Annotated in this window: 16 protein-coding genes; 10 read left to right on the top strand and 6 right to left on the bottom strand. The window is 63.0% G+C overall.

The annotated features are described in order from the left end of the window. Nucleotides 1-38: 38 nt before the first annotated feature. Entirely contained in the window at nt 39-1,718 is a 1,680-nt protein-coding gene (gene leuA, locus AC56K1_RS20445) for a 2-isopropylmalate synthase (protein WP_497159625.1), read from the bottom strand. 815 nt (nt 1,719-2,533) lie between these two features. On the opposite strand from leuA, the gene infA reads away from it, so the two are divergent. The 3 genes from infA to AC56K1_RS20430 all read left to right on the top strand — a co-directional run bounded on the left by infA (nt 2,534) and on the right by AC56K1_RS20430 (nt 6,112). Next, nucleotides 2,534-2,806 (top strand): translation initiation factor IF-1, encoded by a 273-nt coding sequence (gene infA / locus AC56K1_RS20440; protein WP_171088499.1) that lies wholly within the window; start codon nt 2,534-2,536, stop codon nt 2,804-2,806. Nucleotides 2,807-2,937: 131 nt separating this feature from the next. Next, nucleotides 2,938-4,587, top strand: a complete 1,650-nt coding sequence (locus AC56K1_RS20435) for an ATP-binding domain-containing protein (protein ID WP_497159624.1) — start codon at nt 2,938-2,940, stop codon at nt 4,585-4,587. 439 nt (nt 4,588-5,026) lie between these two features. Continuing rightward, nucleotides 5,027-6,112, top strand: coding sequence for an NHL repeat-containing protein (locus AC56K1_RS20430; RefSeq protein WP_497159623.1), 1,086 nt, complete (start codon nt 5,027-5,029; stop codon nt 6,110-6,112). Between the two features lie 24 nt (nt 6,113-6,136). Here the strand turns inward: AC56K1_RS20430 and AC56K1_RS20425 are convergent, their stop codons facing one another. Further along, entirely contained in the window at nt 6,137-6,637 is a 501-nt protein-coding gene (locus tag AC56K1_RS20425) for an NMCC_0638 family (lipo)protein (RefSeq protein ID WP_497159622.1), read from the bottom strand. A gap of 141 nt (nt 6,638-6,778) precedes the next feature. Between AC56K1_RS20425 and AC56K1_RS20420 the strand changes: the two genes are divergently transcribed. The 3 genes from AC56K1_RS20420 to AC56K1_RS20410 all read left to right on the top strand — a co-directional run bounded on the left by AC56K1_RS20420 (nt 6,779) and on the right by AC56K1_RS20410 (nt 8,970). Next, entirely contained in the window at nt 6,779-7,147 is a 369-nt protein-coding gene (locus AC56K1_RS20420) for a flavin reductase family protein (protein WP_497159621.1), read from the top strand. Between the two features lie 171 nt (nt 7,148-7,318). Beyond that, the gene (locus AC56K1_RS20415; RefSeq protein WP_497159620.1) at nt 7,319-8,605 is read left to right on the top strand and encodes an MFS transporter; all 1,287 of its coding nucleotides are present in this window, start codon (nt 7,319-7,321) and stop codon (nt 8,603-8,605) included. A gap of 98 nt (nt 8,606-8,703) precedes the next feature. Then, complete coding sequence (locus AC56K1_RS20410; protein ID WP_497159619.1) at nt 8,704-8,970, top strand: hypothetical protein; 267 nt, start codon at nt 8,704-8,706, stop codon at nt 8,968-8,970. Nucleotides 8,971-8,992: 22 nt separating this feature from the next. Here the strand turns inward: AC56K1_RS20410 and AC56K1_RS20405 are convergent, their stop codons facing one another. The 4 genes from AC56K1_RS20405 to dnaA all read right to left on the bottom strand — a co-directional run bounded on the left by AC56K1_RS20405 (nt 8,993) and on the right by dnaA (nt 15,914). Continuing rightward, nucleotides 8,993-10,381, bottom strand: a complete 1,389-nt coding sequence (locus AC56K1_RS20405; RefSeq protein ID WP_497159618.1) for a TonB C-terminal domain-containing protein — start codon at nt 10,379-10,381, stop codon at nt 8,993-8,995. Between the two features lie 156 nt (nt 10,382-10,537). Next, nucleotides 10,538-13,039 carry a DNA topoisomerase (ATP-hydrolyzing) subunit B gene (gyrB, locus tag AC56K1_RS20400; RefSeq protein ID WP_497159617.1) on the bottom strand — a complete coding sequence of 834 codons (2,502 nt, stop codon included), beginning with the start codon at nt 13,037-13,039 and terminating at the stop codon, nt 10,538-10,540. A 151-nt stretch (nt 13,040-13,190) separates the two neighbouring features. After that, nucleotides 13,191-14,297 (bottom strand): DNA polymerase III subunit beta, encoded by a 1,107-nt coding sequence (dnaN, locus tag AC56K1_RS20395; RefSeq protein ID WP_488579245.1) that lies wholly within the window; start codon nt 14,295-14,297, stop codon nt 13,191-13,193. A gap of 201 nt (nt 14,298-14,498) precedes the next feature. Beyond that, nucleotides 14,499-15,914 carry a chromosomal replication initiator protein DnaA gene (dnaA, locus tag AC56K1_RS20390; RefSeq protein ID WP_497159616.1) on the bottom strand — a complete coding sequence of 472 codons (1,416 nt, stop codon included), beginning with the start codon at nt 15,912-15,914 and terminating at the stop codon, nt 14,499-14,501. Nucleotides 15,915-16,293: 379 nt separating this feature from the next. Here dnaA and rpmH point away from each other — a divergent pair, with 379 nt between their 5' ends. The 4 genes from rpmH to yidC are packed head-to-tail and all read left to right on the top strand — an operon-like array spanning nt 16,294 to nt 18,802. Next, nucleotides 16,294-16,428, top strand: a complete 135-nt coding sequence (rpmH, locus tag AC56K1_RS20385) for a 50S ribosomal protein L34 (protein ID WP_057289000.1) — start codon at nt 16,294-16,296, stop codon at nt 16,426-16,428. Between the two features lie 31 nt (nt 16,429-16,459). After that, nucleotides 16,460-16,861, top strand: coding sequence for a ribonuclease P protein component (rnpA, locus tag AC56K1_RS20380; protein ID WP_497159615.1), 402 nt, complete (start codon nt 16,460-16,462; stop codon nt 16,859-16,861). Next, nucleotides 16,858-17,124, top strand: a complete 267-nt coding sequence (gene yidD, locus AC56K1_RS20375; protein WP_497159614.1) for a membrane protein insertion efficiency factor YidD — start codon at nt 16,858-16,860, stop codon at nt 17,122-17,124. Before rnpA ends, yidD begins: the two co-directional genes overlap by 4 nt. 10 nt (nt 17,125-17,134) lie before the next feature. Further along, complete coding sequence (yidC, locus tag AC56K1_RS20370; protein ID WP_497159613.1) at nt 17,135-18,802, top strand: membrane protein insertase YidC; 1,668 nt, start codon at nt 17,135-17,137, stop codon at nt 18,800-18,802. The last annotated feature ends 65 nt before the right edge of the window (nt 18,803-18,867 follow it).

The following is an 18,867-nucleotide window of genomic DNA, read 5'->3' as shown; positions in this document are numbered from 1 at the left end:
CACGCCGCCGCGCTCGTCCTTGCCAACATGTCAGCACTTCAGGCCGCGATGGCTTCCTGGCCCGCCGCCGTCATGCCCAGGTGGCGGTTCACCGCCGACAGCACCGCGCGGAACGAGGCCGTCAGGATATTGCTGTCGATGCCGACCCCGAACAGGGTCTGGCCGCTGCCCACCCGCAGCTCGACATAGCAGGCGGCGCGCGCATCGGCGCCGCGGCCGATCGCGTGCTCGTGGTAATCCATCAGGCGGATGTCCAGGCCCAGGGCCTTGACGAAGGCGTCGATCGGGCCGTTGCCCTCGCCGCGGCAGGCCTGCGCCACGCCATGGCGCGAAACGGTCAGGTCGATCTGCACGCCGTGCTGGCTGTCCTCGGTCATGCGGTGCGACACATAGTTAAACGGCGATTCCTGCTCCAGGTATTCCTGCGAGAACAGCGCATGGATACTCGATGCGGCAATCTCGCGGCCGGTTTCGTCGGCCATGCGCTGCACCGCGCGCGAAAATTCGATCTGCAGGCGGCGCGGCAGCTCGAGGCCGTATTCCTGCGCCAGCAGGTAGGCCATGCCGCCCTTGCCCGACTGGCTGTTGACGCGGATGACGGCGTCGTAGCTGCGGCCCAGGTCGGCCGGGTCGATCGGCAGGTAGGGCACTTCCCAGATCCCGTCCTTGTCCTGCTTGGCAAACCCTTTTTTAATCGCATCCTGGTGCGAGCCCGAGAAAGCGGTAAAGACCAGGTCGCCCGCATACGGATGGCGCGGGTGCACCGGCAGCTGGTTGCATTCCTCCACCAGCTGGCGCACGGCGTCGATGTCCGAAAAATCCAGGCCCGGGTCGATGCCCTGGGTATACAGGTTCATGGCCAGCGTCACCAGGTCGACGTTACCTGTGCGCTCGCCATTGCCGAACAGGCAGCCCTCGACGCGGTCCGCGCCCGCCATCACGGCCAGTTCCGCCGCTGCCACTGCTGTGCCGCGGTCATTGTGCGGGTGCACGCTGATGACCAGCGACTCGCGCCGCTCGAGGTGGCGGCACATCCATTCAATCTGGTCGGCGTAGACGTTGGGCGTGCTGGCCTCCACCGTCGAGGGCAGGTTGACGATCATGGGTTGTTGCGGGGTCGGCTGCCACACGTTGCTCACGGCATCCACGATCTGCTTGGAGAAATCGAGTTCGGTGGTCGAGAAGGATTCCGGCGAATATTCCAGGCCCCACTGGGTTTGCGGGTGCTGCGCCACCAGTTCCTTGATCAGCTGCGTGCCCTTGACGGCGATCTGCACGATCTCGTCGCGTTCCATCCCGAACACCACGCGGCGGAAGACCGGCGCCACCGAGTTGTAGACGTGGACGATGGCGCGCTTGGCGCCTACCGCCGATTCCACCGTGCGGCGGATCAGCTCATCGCGCGCCTGGGTCAGCACGATGATGGTGACGTCGTCGGGAATATGCTTGTCTTCGACCAGCATGCGCACGAAATCGAAATCGGCCTGCGAGGCGGACGGGAAGCCGACTTCGATTTCCTTGATGCCGACTTTCACCAGCATTTGGAAGAAGCGCAGCTTCTTCTCCGGGCTCATCGGCTCGATCAGTGCCTGGTTGCCGTCGCGCAGGTCGGTGCTCATCCAGACGGGCGGGCGGGTGATCGCGCGGGACGGCCACTGGCGGTCGGTCAGCGGGACGGCAGGGAAGGGACGGTATTTGGCGGCGGGGTTCTTCAGCATGATCGTTGCTCCTGGTGCGATTTGTCTCTGGGCCCGGTGGGGCGGAATGCGGCGGGAGGCTGCCGGGCGGGCCGCGATGCGCTAGGCCCGGCAACCGGTCGGTAGCTTTAGCAGCAGGCGGATTAACGCGCGTGCGGCTGCCGACAGGGTCGACTGGGTGATGGAGAACGATGCTGCTGGAGAAGGAATCTTGGACATCGGGTCGAACTTTCCTGGACTACGTGCTGCTTGCTTGGCCGGCCTGGGCCGGGACCTACGGCGTGATTTACGCGCGTAGTAGCAGGGCGGCCAGCGCTAGCGCGCCGGCGGCAGGTAGGGAAGTCGACAGATGCAGGTGAAAGGACATGTCGTTGAATGTAAAAGACGAGAGAAGGGCGTGTCAAGCAAAAAATTGTGCGCTGCGGTAAACCACACATTCGGCCCAGCCACATCCTCGTAGCGTGGACAAGTTTCTTGCCCACGCTACGGGGTAACAAAACGCGGGCGACCCGAAAATATGCCCACGCCAAGGCCTCGATCAACCCCTCTTTCTGCACCGCACGATGTTTACTGGTATACTGTGCTTTCCCTGTCGATGAAGCAGCAGCGCTTCCCGGCACCAACCCGGTCACGTACCAGCACACTGCGACACCGCACTGCGATACGCCACCGCCCAAGCCTCCGCACCTTCCCAGGTTGCGCGCTTCCGTTTCCAGCCCTGGCTCCCGGTCAGGCCAGCACCAATCGCCGCCTTCGTGACATGTCTGGCGGTGCGACCGAACTACAACGAACCCGCGCGCCGCCCGGGCCGTAACGCACGCTTTAGGAGAACCAGCATGGCAAAAGAAGAACTGATTGAAATGAACGGCCTCGTGTCCGAAATCCTGCCGGAAATGCGTTTCCGCGTCGACCTCGACAACGGCCACAAGCTGATCGCTTATACCTCGGGCCGCATGAAGAAGAACCACATCCGCATCCTGGCGGGTGACCGTGTGACGCTCGAGCTGTCGCCGTACGACCTGAACAAGGGCCGTATCGTGTTCCGCCACATTGAAACCCGCGGTCCTTCGACCGGCGGCGGACAGCGCCCGGCACCGCGCCGCCGCTGATCCAGCAGGCGCCGGTCCTGTCCTTTCCAGGACGGACCGGCGGATTGTCCCGGCCTCCCGGCCAATAGTGCGGTTGCGTGGCGTGAACAGCCTTACAATGTGTTCACAAAACGACAACTCCCGGACGATCCATGGCCCATATCCATCCTGCCGGCTGGCGCGAAATGTCCGTCACCGGTTCTGCCGCACGTGAGATCGAAACGCTCACCCTCCTCGACAAGCGGCTGTCGGATACCCCCTACGAGATCTACCACGGCGTCCACTGGACCAATGTCGAGCACGGCTTTTCGGCCTATGGCGACATCGATTTCATCATCGTCGCCCCCAACGGCAGGGTCCTGCTCATCGAGCAGATCGCCGGCTTCCTGAACGAATCGGCCGATGGCCTGGTGAAAAACTACCAGGGCAAGCCGCGCAAGATCCGCCAGCAGATCCTGCACAGCATCGAAGGCTTCTCGAAGCGCTACCAGGGCCAGCTGTCGATCGACTACCTGCTGTACTGCCCCGACTACATCGTGCGCGACCCGCAGCAGGCCGGCATCGACCCCAGCCACATCATCGACGCCACCAACAAGGGCAAGCTGGGCGCGGCCATCCGCGAAATCCTGCCGATCACGCCGCGCACCGAAGAATTCGACAAGGTCGCCCGCTACCTTGGCGACACCCTGAGCCTGCGGCCCGACCCGAGTTCGATGATCGGCTGCGCCACACAGATGGTCACGCGCCTGTCGGGCGGCCTGGCCACCTGGGCGCGCCGGCTCGAATTCTCGCCCTTCCGCCTTCGCGTAATGGGCACCGCCGGCAGCGGCAAGACCCAGCTGGCCCTGGCCGAATACACCGGCGCGCTCGACGCCGGCCTGCGCCCGCTCTACGTCTGCTTCAACCGGCCGCTGGCCGACCACATCCAGCGTTTGGTGCCAGCTGGCGGGCGCGTCGCCAACTTCCACGAGCTGTGCGACGCCTGGCTGCGCGCCCAGGGCAAGACGCCCGACTACGCCTCGCCCGACGTCTGGACCGAGATCGAAGCGGCCCTGGTGGCGGCCGACCTGCCCGAGACCTGGCAGTACGACGTCGTCATCATCGACGAGGGCCAGGATTTCTCCACCATGTGGCACGACATCGTGCTGCGTATGCTGAAGGAAAACGGCCGCGCCATCTGGCTGGAAGACCCGGACCAGAACCTGTACGGCAAGGCGACGGTGCCGCTCCCTGGCTGGGTGGTGCTGCACTCGAACACCAACTACCGCAGCCCGCGCCAGATCGTGCAGATGCTCACCTCGATCGGCGCCGTCAGCCAGCCGGTGGAGGCGGGCAGCCCGTTCAAGGGCGCCGACATCGAAGAAATGACTTACCCCGAAGGCGATCTCGATGCCATGCTGGCCGCGACCCGGCGCGCGGTCACCTCCTGCCTGGCGGCGGGCTTCGGGCGCCAGGACATCGCCATCTGCTCCTTCCGCGGGCGCGAAAAATCGGCCATCCTCAAGCTCGACAAACTGAGCGACGCGCATACGCTGCGTTCCTTCACCGGCGAATACGACCTGTTCGGCAACCCGGTATTCCGCGAAGGTGGGCTGCTGGCCGAATCGGTCTACCGTTTCAAAGGCCAGTCGGCGCCGGCGCTGATCTTTACCGAGATCGACTTCGAAGAGATGGACGAACTCACCCTGCGTAAACTCTTCGTGGGCATGACGCGCGCGCGCCTGAAACTGGTGCTGGTGATGAGCGAGCGGGCGTCGGTGCAGATGCTGGACCGGATGGATTCGGCGGCCTTCACCGATTGATCAGCGCACGGCGGCGGCGGCCAGCGCGCGAAACAGCGCCGTTGCCCGGCGCCCGCTCGCCCCGTGGCGGCGTTGAACCTGACGGGGCGCGCCCATTGCGACCAGATCGAACGGTCGCTGCCCGTGTAGTAGCGCTCGGCCACCGTCGCGCCATGGCGCACGACGATGACGGCATGGATATGGCTTTGTCCCGCGCCGGCGCGTCGAGCAGCGCGCACAGCCCTGGTCGCATGGTTTGGACGGCCGGCGCCGGGTAGGGCGCCTGTGCCAAAAAAAATGCTATTGAATTACATCAGTTCGCTCGACAGGCCGGCCGGATGGCGCAAAATCGCCCTGGGCAGTCAGGAAACCCGAGTTTATGCAGGCGCCATGAAGAATCAAGTATCGAGCCGGCCGAGGCGTGCTAGCATTTTGTTCATCGAATCCGGGAGACGAACAGATGAAGCAGCAGGCCGTGGCAAACGCTGGACGCAGGCGCATCAAGTTACTGGGTGCATCGGCATTGATGGTGCTGCTGGCGGCCTGCGGCGACCATCCGCCCAAGGACAAACCTGACGACGACACCCCTCCGCCACCGCCGCCCGCAGCCATCACGCTCGTCGCCGGCGACGCGACGGCCTCCGGCAGCAGGGATGCCACCGGCGCCACCGCGCGCTTCAACGCGCCGCACGGCATCACCATCGATTCCGCAGGCAACCTGTATGTGTCAGACCGGGGCAATTTCACGATCCGCAAGATCACGCCTGCAGGCATCGTCACGACGCTGGCCGGCTCCGCAGGAAACAGCGAATTCATCAACGGCGTCGGCGGCAGCGCACGCTTTACCAATCCCCTGGCGATCGCCATTGGCCCCGGCAACGTGCTATATGTAGGCGACAACCGCCTGGTGCGCAGGGTGGGCACGGCCAGCCAGGTCGACACCGTGCTGGAGATCCCGGTCGGGATCAACGTGGACAGCCGCAGTGCCCCCTTGCTCGACATCGGCGGCATTGCCGTCGATTCGAGAGGCGATCTCATCGTGACCAATGGCCACAGCACGCGCCGCGTCGCACCGAATGGCGCGACCGTGGTGCTGGAAGGCACGCAGGTCCTGAACGTGTCCGGCACCAGGACCTTCGTGCAGCGCGGGGTGGCGGTCGACGCCGGCAACAACGTCTATGTGCTGACCCTGGACCGGATGATCAGCAAGACCAGCGGCTCCAATACCCTGGCACGGCTCGCCGGTTCGCCAGATCAGCGCGGCTTTGCCGATGGCACGGGTGCGGCGGCCCGCTTCGAAGACGTGGTGGCGCTGACCGTCGACCCGCAGGGCAACGTGTACGCCGCGGACAACATCAACAACCTGGTACGCAAAATCACCCCTGCCGGCGTCGTGACGACAGTTGCCGGCACCCTGAAGGCCAGCACGCTGGCAACCGGCGCATTGCCCGGCAGCCTGCCGAACATCCGCGGCATCACCAACGACGGCAAGGGCAACCTGTATGCCACCACCGGGAATGCCGTCATCAAGATCAAGCTGCCCTGAACCGGCGCGCCAACACCTGCAGGCTCAGTGGCCGATAGCGGCCGTCGCCACGCCCTGCGCCACGCTCGATTTGCTGGTGGTCGTGGTCAGCGCAAACAGCGGCTTGCGTTCGGACTTGTCGGTGCTCCACTCATAGGCGACGGTCTGCTTGACCCCGTCCGGCCCTTGCTCCGAGGTACTGCGCTTGCGCTTGCTGTGGAAAGGCGCCGGCGCCTTGCCCACCACCTTTTCAAATAGTTGCTGCGCAGCCGTGGCCGGCACCGTCTTCGCGTACAGCGCGCACAGATTCTGGTCGGCGTGGACCACCAGCACAAACTGCCCATGCTGGCTCGGCATGACCCAGGCGCCACCCTTCGCACCCTGCAGGAACATCGCCGCCTTCTCACTAGGTAGCTGCGGCAAGGCCTTCAGCTGCTTGCGCAGGCCGTCGAGGTCGTGCAGGTACTTGAGGCAGTGCGACGAATAGATGCCCATGAACGCGGCGGCCTGCTGCTCGGGCGCCGCGATTGCGGTTGTAGATAGCAAGATCCCTCCGATCGTGATGGCGGCCTGGCGAAGAAGTCGCATGGAAGCGTGCTCCGGCTGGTTGCTGGGAGGTCCTACTATAACAACGTAGTCATCAAAACCCGGCTTGCAAAAAGGAATTGAACACAGCATGGAGGGCGCTTGGCACCTGCTTACAGGAAGGACGCTATTCCGCTGGAAAAGATCCGCCGCTACCTCGAGCCGGGCCCGATCGTGCTGGTCAGCTCGGCCTCGAAGGGCGAGCGCAACATCATGACGATGGGCTGGCACACCGTGATGGAATTCTCGCCCTCGCTCGTGGACTGCGTGATCTCTGCATGCAACGACAGCTTCGAACTGATCCGGCAAAGCCGCGAATGCGTCATCAACCTGCCCACTACGGCGCTGATCGATGCCGTGGTCGGCATCGGCACCACGAGCGACGGCGAGATCGACAAGTTCGAGCGCTTTGGCATGACGCCCGGAGCAGTGGACGGCACCGGGGCGCCGGCCATCCGCGAATGCGACTAATGCACATGGGTTGTTTTGAGTTCGTGTCCAACCAGTCTAGTCTTTGTTCAATATCTTCTCAACGATAATTGGCGTTGCCTGATGGCCTCGTCATCCAGCACTCGCGATACGCAATCCAACACCAGCAGAATATCTTTCCCTATATCAACGGTCATTTGATAGCATTCCGGAATGAACGCTATTCCCGCTTATGGAGACACTCCTCCCCGAATCCGCCGTCGCCAAACCCTAGCCCTCGTGCTGTTGGTCGTTACTGGCGTCATCAACTACCTAGACCGCGCCACGCTAGCCGTCGCCAACGAATACATCCGCGCAGACCTCGACCTCTCGCTCGGCCAGATGGGCTTGTTGCTGTCGGCGTTTTCCTGGAGCTATGCGCTCTGCCAGCTGCCGGTAGGCGCGCTGGTCGACAAGATAGGACCGCGCTGGCTGCTCGGCATGGGCCTGGTCGTGTGGTCGCTGGCGCAGGCTGCAGGCGGCCTCGTCTCGACCTTCGGCTGGTTCGTCATCGCTCGCATTGTGCTCGGTATCGGCGAGGCGCCGCAGTTCCCGGCAGCGGCGCGGGTCGTCAGCAACTGGTTTCCAATCCGTGCGCGCGGAACGCCGACGGGCATCTACAACTCGGCCTCGCCGCTCGGCGTTGCGCTCGCGCCGTTGCTGTTGGCACCGTTGATCGCGGCAACCAGCTGGCATTGGGCGTTCTTCGTGACTGGTGCGATGGGCCTGGTAGCGGCAGTTATTTGGGTCGCCTTATATCGCGATCCGGTTCGCGAGCAGCTGTCTGCGGATGAGATCGCCTACCTCGACGCGGGCCAGAAGTCGGAGCCGACGCCCGAAACGACTTTCGCATCCTGGCGCGCGCTGTTCCGGCACCGAGCAACTTGGGGCATGCTGTTCGGCTTTTCCGGGTCGGTCTATTTGAATTGGGTCTACCTGACCTGGCTGCCAGGCTATCTGCGGACCGAGCGCCATATGGACATCGCCTACGCCGGGATCGCGGCCTCGATTCCCTTCGCATGCGGCTTTGCCGGCGCCTTGGTGGCTGGCTGGGCTTCCGACCGCGTTGCCCGGCTTTCGGCCTCGCCATTGGCTGGCCGCCGGAGGGCAGTGGTGGCGTCGATGCTGGGCATGGTGGCGTTCACGATTCCGGCGGCGCTGGTCGAGAGCAATACCGTTGCCATCGCCTGCATCTCGATCGTCATCTTCCTCGCCAACGCCGCGTCGGCCTGCTCCTGGTCGCTCGTGACTGTCGTGGCGCCGCGCAGCCGCATTGGGTCACTTGGCGCGATCCAGAATTTCGGTGGCTTTATTGGCGGAGCGCTGGCGCCGATCTTGACGGGCTATATCGCGCAGGTCTGGTCCTTTGTTCCGGCCTTATTGACCGGCGCCGGCATTGCCTTCCTCGGTGCGATGTCGTACCAGTTCCTGGTCGTTCAGTCGATACCTGAGCAGGACTGAGCGCCTTACCAGCAATCAAAATCTCGGAGCCGCTCCATGAAATGCACGCAATGCGGAAGGCAGTAGTCGCAGTACTTTGCTTCGGTATCGCTCCAGCAATGGCAGCAGAAGCCCGCTTTCCTGTAGATGTTGCCAACTACGTGGAGCAGCGTGAAGGCTGTGACCACTTCCGGGGAGAGATCCCGGACCTGCCGGACGAGCAGCGAATGAAGGAAATCGAACGCGAGATCGGCAAGCTCTGTAAAGGCACTGACAAGAAACTCGTTCAGTTGAAGCGCAAGTACGCCAAGAATCAAGCCGTTATGAAACGTTTGAACGAGTTCGAAGAGGGCATCGAGTCGCCTCCGCCAAGCAGCAGCTGGTGAGGTGGCTTCGCAGCTTGCGTCCTCACTGCAGCCGAATCGCCGTGTCGAACACCCATGTCCGGCGAATTTCGATCACGTCATACTGCCGCGCCAGCGCAGGCGGGAATGCGCCATAAGGAGCCTGGCTGGCCACGACCTTGCGTATCGCTTCATCGATCGCAGGCACGCCGCTGGAGACGACGAAGGTTACTTTCTCCACCGAGCCATCGGCGCGGATCGCCATCGTCACGATCGGTTGGGTATGCGGCTGTTTCACCGTGTCGCGCACCATATCGAAGGTCATGTTCAGTTCGATCTTGCGGCGAATGGCTTCCGCGTAGAGAACCAGATCGGCATTCGCGTCGGCGCGGCCGAACAGCCAGCCGCGGCGCAGGCTGCTGACTGTCCTGTCCCGCTGGGCCGCTTCCTGCTTGAGCTGGTTGCCAATTGCCCGTAGCCGTTCTTCGCGCTTTGCCTCCTGCTCGGCCTTTTCCCGCTGCGCTTGGTCCTGCTTGGCCTGGACCTGACGTGCCTCCTGGTCCTTACCGGCCTGCTGCCGCGCCAAGGCCTGCTGCACTTCCTGCTCTGCGCGCTCACGCTGCACCTGCGCCTGCCTTGCGCGTTCTTGTCGTGCCGATTCCTGCTGCAGGGCATCCTGGCGTGCCGCCGCTTCGAGCCGCGCTTGCTCCAGCCGCGCGGCCTCCTGCTTCGCCTGTTCTTGCCGCTGCCGTGCAAGCTCCTGGCGTTCGGCCTCGATGCGCGTGGCCTCGTTCGTGACGCTTTGCTCAGCACGCGCGGCATCAAGTCGTCGTTGCTCCTGACGCGCCGCTTCACGCTGCGTTTCTGCCGCCAGTTCCGCCTGCCGCAGCTGTTGCGCATTCTGCCTTTCCTGCTCGAGCCTGGCCTGCGCAAGCGCCTGTTCTCGCGCTTCCTGTTCGATCTGCTTCGGCGCGACGCTATCCGGTCTGGCGGGCGCACGCACGGGCGGCGCGTCCGCTGCAATCGGCAGCTTCACATCAGGTGGAACGATTGCCGCAGCGGCAGGCGCCTGAACGACTGCAGGAATGCTTGCAGGCGCCGGTGCGGGCGCTGGCAAGGGGGCAGGTTCGAAGGGAGGGGGGGCGAACGAAACGCCAGTGGCTTCGCTTTGCTTGATGACGGGAGGTAGAACGGCCTTGGGCAGAGGCGTGCTTGCCGCAGCAGGCTTGGAAACATCGACAGGCGCCGTATCGGTCATTGCTGCCGGCGGCACAGCGGCCGGTGTTGAAGCAGCAGGCCTCCCCGGCTCCAGCAACACCTGCAAATCATTCGCACCGAGGCGCCGTTCTTTCCAGGGAAACTGAAGGCCAGGCAGTCCGACAGCCTGGCCACCCAGGGTCATGCTCAGCAGCAGCACGTGGACGAGCAGGGAGAGCACCAACGCGGCGCTCATTCGCCTGGGGTCGGGCCGGGTGAAGAACGCAGCACTCACATTGACAACCCTTTGCCAGGCGCGGAGATCCCGCCGTTCTTGACGTCGGCGGGCAAGCAGGAACGATCGAAGCAGCTGGTGCAGCCAGTGCCGGGATGCCGGCGCCGGCTGGCACCATCAGACGTCGATATTCCCCGCCCGCAGTGCATTGCTCTCGATGAAGTTCCTGCGCGGCTCGACTTCATCACCCATCAAGGTGGTGAAGATCTGGTCCGCCGCAATCGCATCCTCGATCTGCACACGCAGCAGGCGGCGCACGGTCGGGTCCATCGTGGTTTCCCACAGCTGCTCCGGATTCATCTCGCCCAGACCCTTGTAGCGCTGCTTGCTCACGCCGCGCTCGGCTTCTTCGCGCAGCCAGATCATCGCTTCGTGGAATTCGCGCACGGCGAATTCCTTCATCTTCTCGCCTTCGCCGCGGCGCATGATGGCGCCTTCGCCCATCAGGCCCTGGAAGGTGGCGGCCGCATTGGCCAGCACCGCGTAGTCGTTGCTCAGCACGAAGTCGGCGTCGATCGAGGTCACCTGCACGTTACCGTGGCGCATGCGCTCGATGCGCAGCGAGTGCTTGTCGTTCAGTTCGTCCGAACGCACGACCACTTTCACCGCCGGATCGTTGATCGCCGCTTCCATGGTTTGCGCCGAGGCGCTTGAATTCTCCAGCGTGTCCATCTGCAGCGTCACGCCGCTCATGATGGCGGTCAGCGCCGCGCGGTCGATCACGCGGGTCAGGCGCATCATGATGGCGTTGGCCAGGTTGTACTGCTTCACCAGCTCGCCCAGGGCGTCGCCGGTGATCGGGTCGGCGCCTTCGCGCGGGATCAGCGAGGCGGCATTCAGCGCCACCGTCATCATGTAGCTGGCTTCCTCGACATCGTCCTTCAGGTAGCGCTCGTCGCGGCCGGCCTTCACCTTGTACAGCGGCGGCTGCGCAATGTAGATGTGGCCGCGTTCCACCAGCTGCGGCATCTGGCGGTAGAACAGCGTCAGCAGCAGGGTGCGGATGTGGGCGCCGTCGACGTCCGCATCGGTCATGATGATGATGCGGTGGTAGCGCAGCTTGTCGACGTTGAACTCGTCCGGGCCGATGCTGGTGCCCAGCGTGGCGATCAGGGTCGTGATCTGCTCCGACGACAGCATCTTTTCGAAGCGCGCCTTTTCCACGTTCAGCACCTTGCCGCGCAGCGGCAGGATGGCCTGGAACTTGCGGTCGCGGCCCTGCTTGGCCGAGCCGCCTGCCGAGTCACCCTCGACGATGTACAGTTCGGCCAGCGCGGGATCGCGTTCCTGGCAGTCGGCCAGTTTCGACGACAGGCCCAGGCCGTCCATGATGCCCTTGCGGCGGGTCAGGTCGCGCGCCTTGCGCGCCGCTTCGCGGGCACGGGCCGCTTCCACGATCTTGCCGCAGATGATCTTGGCGTCGTTCGGCTTCTCGGCCAGGAAGTCGGTCAGCGTCTTGGCGACGATTTCTTCCACCGGGCCGCGCACTTCCGACGACACCAGCTTGTCCTTGGTCTGCGACGAGAACTTCGGCTCCGGCACTTTCACCGACAGCACGCAGGTCAGGCCTTCGCGCATGTCGTCGCCCGAGATCTCGACCTTCGCTTTCTTGGCGAAATCGTGCTCGTCGATGTACTTGTTGATCACGCGGGTCATCGCCGCGCGCAGGCCAGTCAGGTGGGTGCCGCCGTCGCGCTGCGGGATGTTGTTCGTGAAGCACAGCACCTGCTCGTTGTAGGCGTCGTTCCACTGCATCGACACGTCCACCGAGATGTTCGTGTTCTGGTCCGACATGCGGTCGCCCGTGGCCTGGAACACGGTCGGGTGCAGCACGGTCTTGGTCTTGTTGATGTATTCCACGAAGCCGCGGGTGCCGCCTTCGAAGGCGAAGATTTCTTCCTTGCCGTTGCGGTGGTCGCTCAAGCGGATATTCACGCCATTGTTCAGGAACGACAGCTCGCGGATGCGCTTCGACAGGATCTCGTAGTGGAACTCGACGTGGGTGAAGATTTCCTCGTCGGCCCAGAAGTGCACTTCGGTGCCGCGCTTGTCGGTTTCGCCGATGACCTTCATCGGAGAGGTTTCGAAGCCGTCGACGATTTCGATCAGGCGGTCCTGCGGGACGCCGCGCACGAATTCCATCTGGTGCACCTTGCCTTTTTGGCGAACGGTCACGCGCAGCAGCTTCGACAGCGCGTTCACGCACGACACGCCGACGCCGTGCAGGCCGCCCGACACCTTGTAGGAGTTCTGGTTGAACTTGCCGCCGGCGTGCAATTCCGTCAGGGCGATCTCGGTCGCCGAACGCTTCGGCTCGTGCTTGTCGTCCATCTTGACGCCAGTCGGGATGCCGCGGCCGTTGTCGGTGATCGAAATCGAATTGTCCGCGTGGATGGTCACGTGGATTTCGGTACAGTGGCCGGCCAGCGATTCGTCGATCGAGTTGTCGAGCACCTCGAACACCAGGTGGTGCAGGCCAGTGCCGTCCGAGGTATCGCCAATGTACATGCCCGGACGCTTGCGAACCGCTTCCAGACCTTCCAGGATCTGGATCGAGGCGGCGCCGTATTCATCCGCTGGAGGAGCGGGGGACGTTTGTGCTTGGGTGTTCTCGGACATGGACTGCTTTCTCTATATAACGGGTGATTCGAGAGCTGATTTGGCGGCACGCTGCTTTAACGTGAGCCACCAACTCCCGAACCGTCATTCCCGCCTGCGCGGGAACGACGGGCTAACTATTCTTCTCGGCCGACCGTACTCTTTGTCTTGCTCAAATCCGCATCGGCATGACGACATACTTGAAGTCGCCATTCTCGGGAATCGAGATCAGCGCCGACGAGTTCGAATCGCCCAGGGCGATGTTCACCTGGTCGCACTTCAGGTTGTTCAGCACGTCGAGCAGGTAGGTAACGTTGAAACCGATGTCGATCGAATCGCCGCCGTAGTCGATCTCGAGTTCTTCGACCGCTTCTTCCTGGTCGGCATTGGTCGAGCTGATCTTCATGACGCCCGGCTCGATGATGCAGCGCACGCCCTTGAACTTGTCGCTGGTCATGATCGCGGCGCGCTGCAGCGAACGCAGCAGTTCGTCGCGGCTGATCGTGAAGTCGTTCTTGTAGCCCTTCGGGATCACCCGGGTGTAGTCAGGGAACTTGCCCTCAACCAGCTTCGAGACCAGCTCGATGTCGGCGAAGGTCAGCTTCACCTGCGAGGCCGCGATGTCCAGGCGGACGGTTTCGTCGCTTTCTTCGAGCAGGCGCTGCAGCTCGATGATGGTCTTGCGCGGGATGATCACTTCCTGGCGCTCGAAGCTTTGCTCGGTCGCGACCTGGCAGAAGGCCAGGCGGTGGCCGTCGGTGGCGACCGCAATGATGTTTTGGCCGTCCAGCACCAGCAGCAGGCCGTTCAGGTAGTAGCGGATGTCCTGCTGGGCCATCGAGAAGTGCACCATGTTGAACAGGTGCTTGAGCGTCTTCTGCGGCAGGGTGACCGAGGCGTTGTAGCTGTCGGCGACCGACACGGTCGGGAATTCTTCCGCGGCCAGGGTCTGCAGTGCGAAGCGCGACTTGCCGCTCTGGACGGCCAGGCGCTTGTTCTGCAGCGTCATGGTGACGTCGCCCGACTCCGGCAGCGCGCGCAGGATGTCGAGCAGCTTGCGCGCGGCCACCGTGGTGCCGGTCACGTCATCGCCCGAGCCGATATTGGCCAGCGTGGTGATCTGCACTTCGGTGTCGGTGGAGAGGAACGAGACGCTCTCGCCGTCCTTGCGGATGAGGATATTGGCCAGAATCGGCATAGTGTGCCGACGCTCGACAATACCGCTCACGATCTGCAGTGGCCGGAGAAGCGTGTCTCGGGTGGTTTTGACCAGTTGCATAGATATCCTCAGTTGATTTATCAGGTGTAATTATTACTAGTGCACTATTCTGCCAATTGCTGGGGGAGAATACAAACTTCTCCGCATAGCTGGATTGGCCTGTTTCTCGTAGGGTGGGCAGGCACGACAGGCCAGTGGCCTGTTGTGCGCCCACCCTACGGAGGAGCGCGGGCAAATCCAGCGCCGCGACCGATATTTCCATTACCCCTTCAGGGTCTGCTCCAGCACGTGCAGCTCATGGTTGCACTCGGCATTCTTCTGGCGGTCCGCCGCGATCTTGCGCACCGCATGCAGCACGGTGGTGTGGTCGCGGCCGCCGAACAGCTCGCCAATTTCCGGCAGGCTCTTTTGCGTCAGTTCCTTGGCCAGGTACATCGCGATCTGGCGCGGCCTGGCGATGTTCGCCGGGCGCCGCTTGGAATACATGTCCGCGACCTTGATGTTGAAGAAGTCCGCGACCGTCTTCTGGATGTTCTCCACCGAGATCTGGCGGTTCTGCACCGACAGCAGATCCTTGAGGGCTTCCTTCACCACGTCGATGGTGATGTCCTTGCCATGGAAGCGCGAGTAGGCCAGGATCTTGCGCAGCGCGCCTTCGAGCTCGCGCACGTTCGAGCGCAGGTGCTTGGCCACGAAGAAGGCCACGTCGTCGGACAGGGTCACGTCTTCGGATTGCGCTTTTTTCAGTAAAATCGCCACGCGCATTTCCAGCTCCGGCGGCTCGATCGCCACCGTCAGGCCGGAATCGAAGCGCGAGATCAGGCGGTCGTCCATGCCGGTGATTTCCTTCGGATAGGTATCCGAAGTGATGATGATCTGCTTCTTGGCGGCGATCAGGGCCTCGAACGCATAGAAGAATTCTTCCTGCGTGCGGCTCTTCCCGCCAAAGAACTGGATATCGTCGATCAGCAGCATGTCGAGCGAGTGGTAGTAATGCTTGAAGTCGTCGAAGCCCTTGCGCTGGTAGGCGGTGACGACGTCGCGCACGTACTGCTCGGCGTGGATGTAGCGGATGCGCGCGTTCGGGTTGTCGGCCATGACCTGGTTGCCGATCGCATGGATCAGGTGGGTCTTACCCAGGCCGACGCCGCCGTAGAAGAACAGCGGGTTATACGACACGCCCGGGTTGTTGGCCACCTGGATCGCAGCGGCGCGTGCCAGCTGGTTGGCCTTACCGGTCACGAAGCTGTCAAAGGTCAGGTCGGTGTTGATCCGGCTCTGCTCGCGCTTGGGCGAGTTGGCGATATTGACGTTGCCCTGGCTGCTGTTGCCCATGCCCGTCTGGTCGATCGAGCGCACCATGCCGCCGCCGTTGCCACCGTTGGAGGCAGGCACTTCGGACGAGCCAGGAGCGATTGGCTTACGCGGCGGGTTGGTCTTCGGATCGAGCACGAACTGCACCTCCACCGGCGCTTCCCAATACTGGCAGGCGAGCTCGGTGATGCGCTTGGCGAACTGGGTCTTGACCCAGTCGAGCTTGAAGCGGTTCGGCGCGCCAATGCGCAGCTTGCCGTCCTCGTAATCGATGACGACCAGTGATTTGATCCACGCACTGTATTGCTGCGGCGTCAGCTCGAGTTCCAGTTGCGTCGAACAGGACTGCCAAAAATTTTCCATACTTCGCTTATTGATACGTAACACGCTATTTTACCTGTCTCGGCCGAAGTTATCCACAGGTTGCGCCCACTATTTTCAACCGGGGCCGCTGTTTTATGGGCACTGCGGCGCGCGCGGCAGGGCAGGGCAAAAACTCATCAGAAACAACAGCTTCCTTGACAGTTGGACCGAAAATAATGTCTAATTCAGGGTTCCCCGTCCGTGCGCCCTGTCAAGTTGATTCCGTCAGCATGCACTTCAGCCTAAAGCGGCCCGGGCGAAAATGAGTATCTGCTGTGGCGTGACGCTGGCTTAACAACTGCGAACTGTCATTGGCGACGAATCCTGACACGATGTCAGACCCGATTTTGCACTTTCTTTTGCTTTAAGCGAGACCACCATGAAACGTACTTACCAACCTTCCGTCGTCCGTCGCAAGCGCACGCACGGCTTCCGCGCACGTATGGCTACCCGTGGTGGCCGTGCAGTCCTGAACGCTCGCCGCGCCAAAGGCCGCAAGCGCCTGGCTGTCTAAGCCTCCTGGCTGACAGATCGACGCGGTCGACATGACAGGCGAAGGTTCGCACGACTTCGCGCGCGTTCGGCGTATCGTTAAAACGGATGAGTTTTCATCCGTTTTTCGTTTGCGGCCGGCGCAAAAATCCGCGCATTTCGTGCTGTACACCCGTCCCAACACGCTGCCGCATGCGCGGCTGGGCGTCGTTGCGGCCAAACGCTTTGCGCCGCGCGCCGTCACCCGCAATACGATCAAGCGCATCACGCGCGAACTGTTCCGCACCAGCGAACTGCAGGCCGTCGATTGCATCGTGCGCCTGGCGCGCCCGGTCAATACCAAGGCCGGACCGGCCACCACCGGCGCCCTGAAGGCCGAGCTGCGGGTCGAACTCGCACGCCTGTTTGCCTCCCAGCGCCCGCGCCGTATCAACCCGGCACTGTCATCGCCATGAAAGCCCTGCTGGTCTGCCTCCTTCGCGGCTACCAGCTGCTGCTGTCCCCGATGCTCGGGCAGAAATGCCGTTTCTACCCGACCTGCTCCAATTATGCGATCGAAGCGCTGCGCGTCCATGGCGCCGCACGCGGTTCGCTTCTGGCCGCGCGCCGTGTGTGCCGCTGCCATCCGTGGCATGAAGGCGGTGTCGATCTCGTGCCGCCGGCGCAGGACCAGCAAAAGCATTCCCCACCAGCCGCTCGCGGTTGTAACCACTCCTGACTAGACCCAAATGGAACTTAATAAACGTACCGTCCTGTGGATCGTGTTCGCCATTTCCCTGATTGTTCTGTGGAACAACTGGATGGTGTCCAACGGCAAGCAGTCGCTGTTCTCGGCAGCCCCTCCGGCCGCACAGGTCGCCCAGCAGCAAGCCAAGCCGAATGACGTGCCGGCCGCCGCCGCCGCGGGCAGCGCCGCCGTCCCTGGTGCGCCGGGCGCTATTCCCGCAGCGCCGGTTGCACCATCGACCCAGCGCATCACCATCACCACCGACGTGGTAAAGGTCGACATCGACACCCTCGGCGGCGTCATCAAGCGCCTCGAGCTGCTGAAGTTCGCCGACGACACCGACAAGACCCGCAACAAGGTGCTGTTCAACGTGGGTGGCCCGAACACCTACCTGGGCCAGACCGGCTTGATCGGCACCAGCGCCGCCGGCGTGCTGCCGAACCATCAGACCCCGTTCGTGGCCCGTCCGGGCGTGCGTACCCTGGACGCCAACGGCACCGTGCAGCTGGTGATGGATGCGGAGCAGGGCGGTGTGCGCCTGACCAAGACCTTCACCTTCCGCAAGGGCGACTACACCATCGGCGTGCGCCATGACGTGACCAACCTGTCGACCGCGCCGGTACAGCCGTCGCTCTACCTGCAGCTGCAGCACGACGGCAACAAGCCGGCCAACGATTCCTGGTTCATGTCGAGCTATACCGGCCCGACCCTGTACACCGCTGAAGACAAGTACCAGAAGCTGAGCTTCGAAGACCTCGAGAAGAACAAGGCCGAGCACTCGACCAAGTCGAACAACGGCTGGGTCGCGATCTCGCAGCACTTCTTCGTCTCGGCCTTCATCCCGGCCGACAAGGCGGCGCGCGACATCTTCACCAAGAAGATCGCCACCAACCTGTATGCGATCGGCACCGTCCAGCCACTGGGCACCGTCGCACCGGGCGCCACCGTCTCGACTGACAGCCGCCTGTATTCGGGCCCGCAGGACGAGAAGACCCTGGAAACCATCGCCCCTGGCCTGGAACTGGTCAAGGACTACGGCGTGCTGACCATCATCGCCAAGCCGATCTTCTGGGTGATGGACCACCTGCATTCGCTGCTGGGTAACTGGGGCTGGACCATCGTCGCCCTGACAGTGCTGATCAAGCTGGCCTTCTTCCCGCTGTCGGCCGCCGGCTACCGCAGCATGGCGAAGATGCGCGTGGTGACCCCGAAGATGCAGGCGATCCGCGAACGCTACAAGGCCGACCCGCAGAAGATGCAGCAGGCCACCATGGAGCTGTACAAGACCGAGAAGATCAATCCGCTGGGCGGCTGCCTGCCGATCCTGGTGCAGATGCCGGTGTTCTTCGCCCTGTACTGGGTGCTGCAGTCGTCGGTCGAAATGCGCGGCGCGCCGTGGATCCTCTGGATCACCGACCTGACCCAGCCTGACCCGCTGTACATCCTGCCGGTCATCTACGCGGTGTCGATGTTCATCACCACCAAGCTGAACCCGCAGCCGACCGATCCGGTGCAAGCCAAGATGATGCTGTTCATGCCGCTGGCATTCTCGGTGATCTTCTTCTTCTTCCCGTCGGGACTGGTGCTGTACTGGGTGGTCAACAACATCCTGTCGATCGCGCAGCAGTGGGTGATTACCAAGAAGTTCGAGAACGCGCCTGCGAAGTAAGCGGTTCGCTTTCATGGAAAGCCCGCGCTGATGCGCGGGCTTTTTTTATGCGGTGGCTGCGGTGC

This window comes from Telluria sp. ZB4P37, from assembly GCF_059685855.1.
This window is presented reverse-complemented; position numbering and strand designations above follow the sequence as displayed.

Coding starts and splice junctions, on each gene's coding strand:
- leuA (WP_497159625.1), bottom strand. CDS start 1,718: ATGCTGAAGAACCCCGCCGCCAAATACCGTCCCTTCCCTGCCGTCCCG.
- infA (WP_171088499.1), top strand. CDS start 2,534: ATGGCAAAAGAAGAACTGATTGAAATGAACGGCCTCGTGTCCGAAATC.
- AC56K1_RS20435 (WP_497159624.1), top strand. CDS start 2,938: ATGGCCCATATCCATCCTGCCGGCTGGCGCGAAATGTCCGTCACCGGT.
- AC56K1_RS20430 (WP_497159623.1), top strand. CDS start 5,027: ATGAAGCAGCAGGCCGTGGCAAACGCTGGACGCAGGCGCATCAAGTTA.
- AC56K1_RS20415 (WP_497159620.1), top strand. CDS start 7,319: ATGAACGCTATTCCCGCTTATGGAGACACTCCTCCCCGAATCCGCCGT.
- AC56K1_RS20410 (WP_497159619.1), top strand. CDS start 8,704: ATGGCAGCAGAAGCCCGCTTTCCTGTAGATGTTGCCAACTACGTGGAG.
- AC56K1_RS20405 (WP_497159618.1), bottom strand. CDS start 10,381: ATGAGCGCCGCGTTGGTGCTCTCCCTGCTCGTCCACGTGCTGCTGCTG.
- gyrB (WP_497159617.1), bottom strand. CDS start 13,039: ATGTCCGAGAACACCCAAGCACAAACGTCCCCCGCTCCTCCAGCGGAT.
- dnaN (WP_488579245.1), bottom strand. CDS start 14,297: ATGCAACTGGTCAAAACCACCCGAGACACGCTTCTCCGGCCACTGCAG.
- dnaA (WP_497159616.1), bottom strand. CDS start 15,914: ATGGAAAATTTTTGGCAGTCCTGTTCGACGCAACTGGAACTCGAGCTG.
- rpmH (WP_057289000.1), top strand. CDS start 16,294: ATGAAACGTACTTACCAACCTTCCGTCGTCCGTCGCAAGCGCACGCAC.
- rnpA (WP_497159615.1), top strand. CDS start 16,460: ATGACAGGCGAAGGTTCGCACGACTTCGCGCGCGTTCGGCGTATCGTT.
- yidD (WP_497159614.1), top strand. CDS start 16,858: ATGAAAGCCCTGCTGGTCTGCCTCCTTCGCGGCTACCAGCTGCTGCTG.
- yidC (WP_497159613.1), top strand. CDS start 17,135: ATGGAACTTAATAAACGTACCGTCCTGTGGATCGTGTTCGCCATTTCC.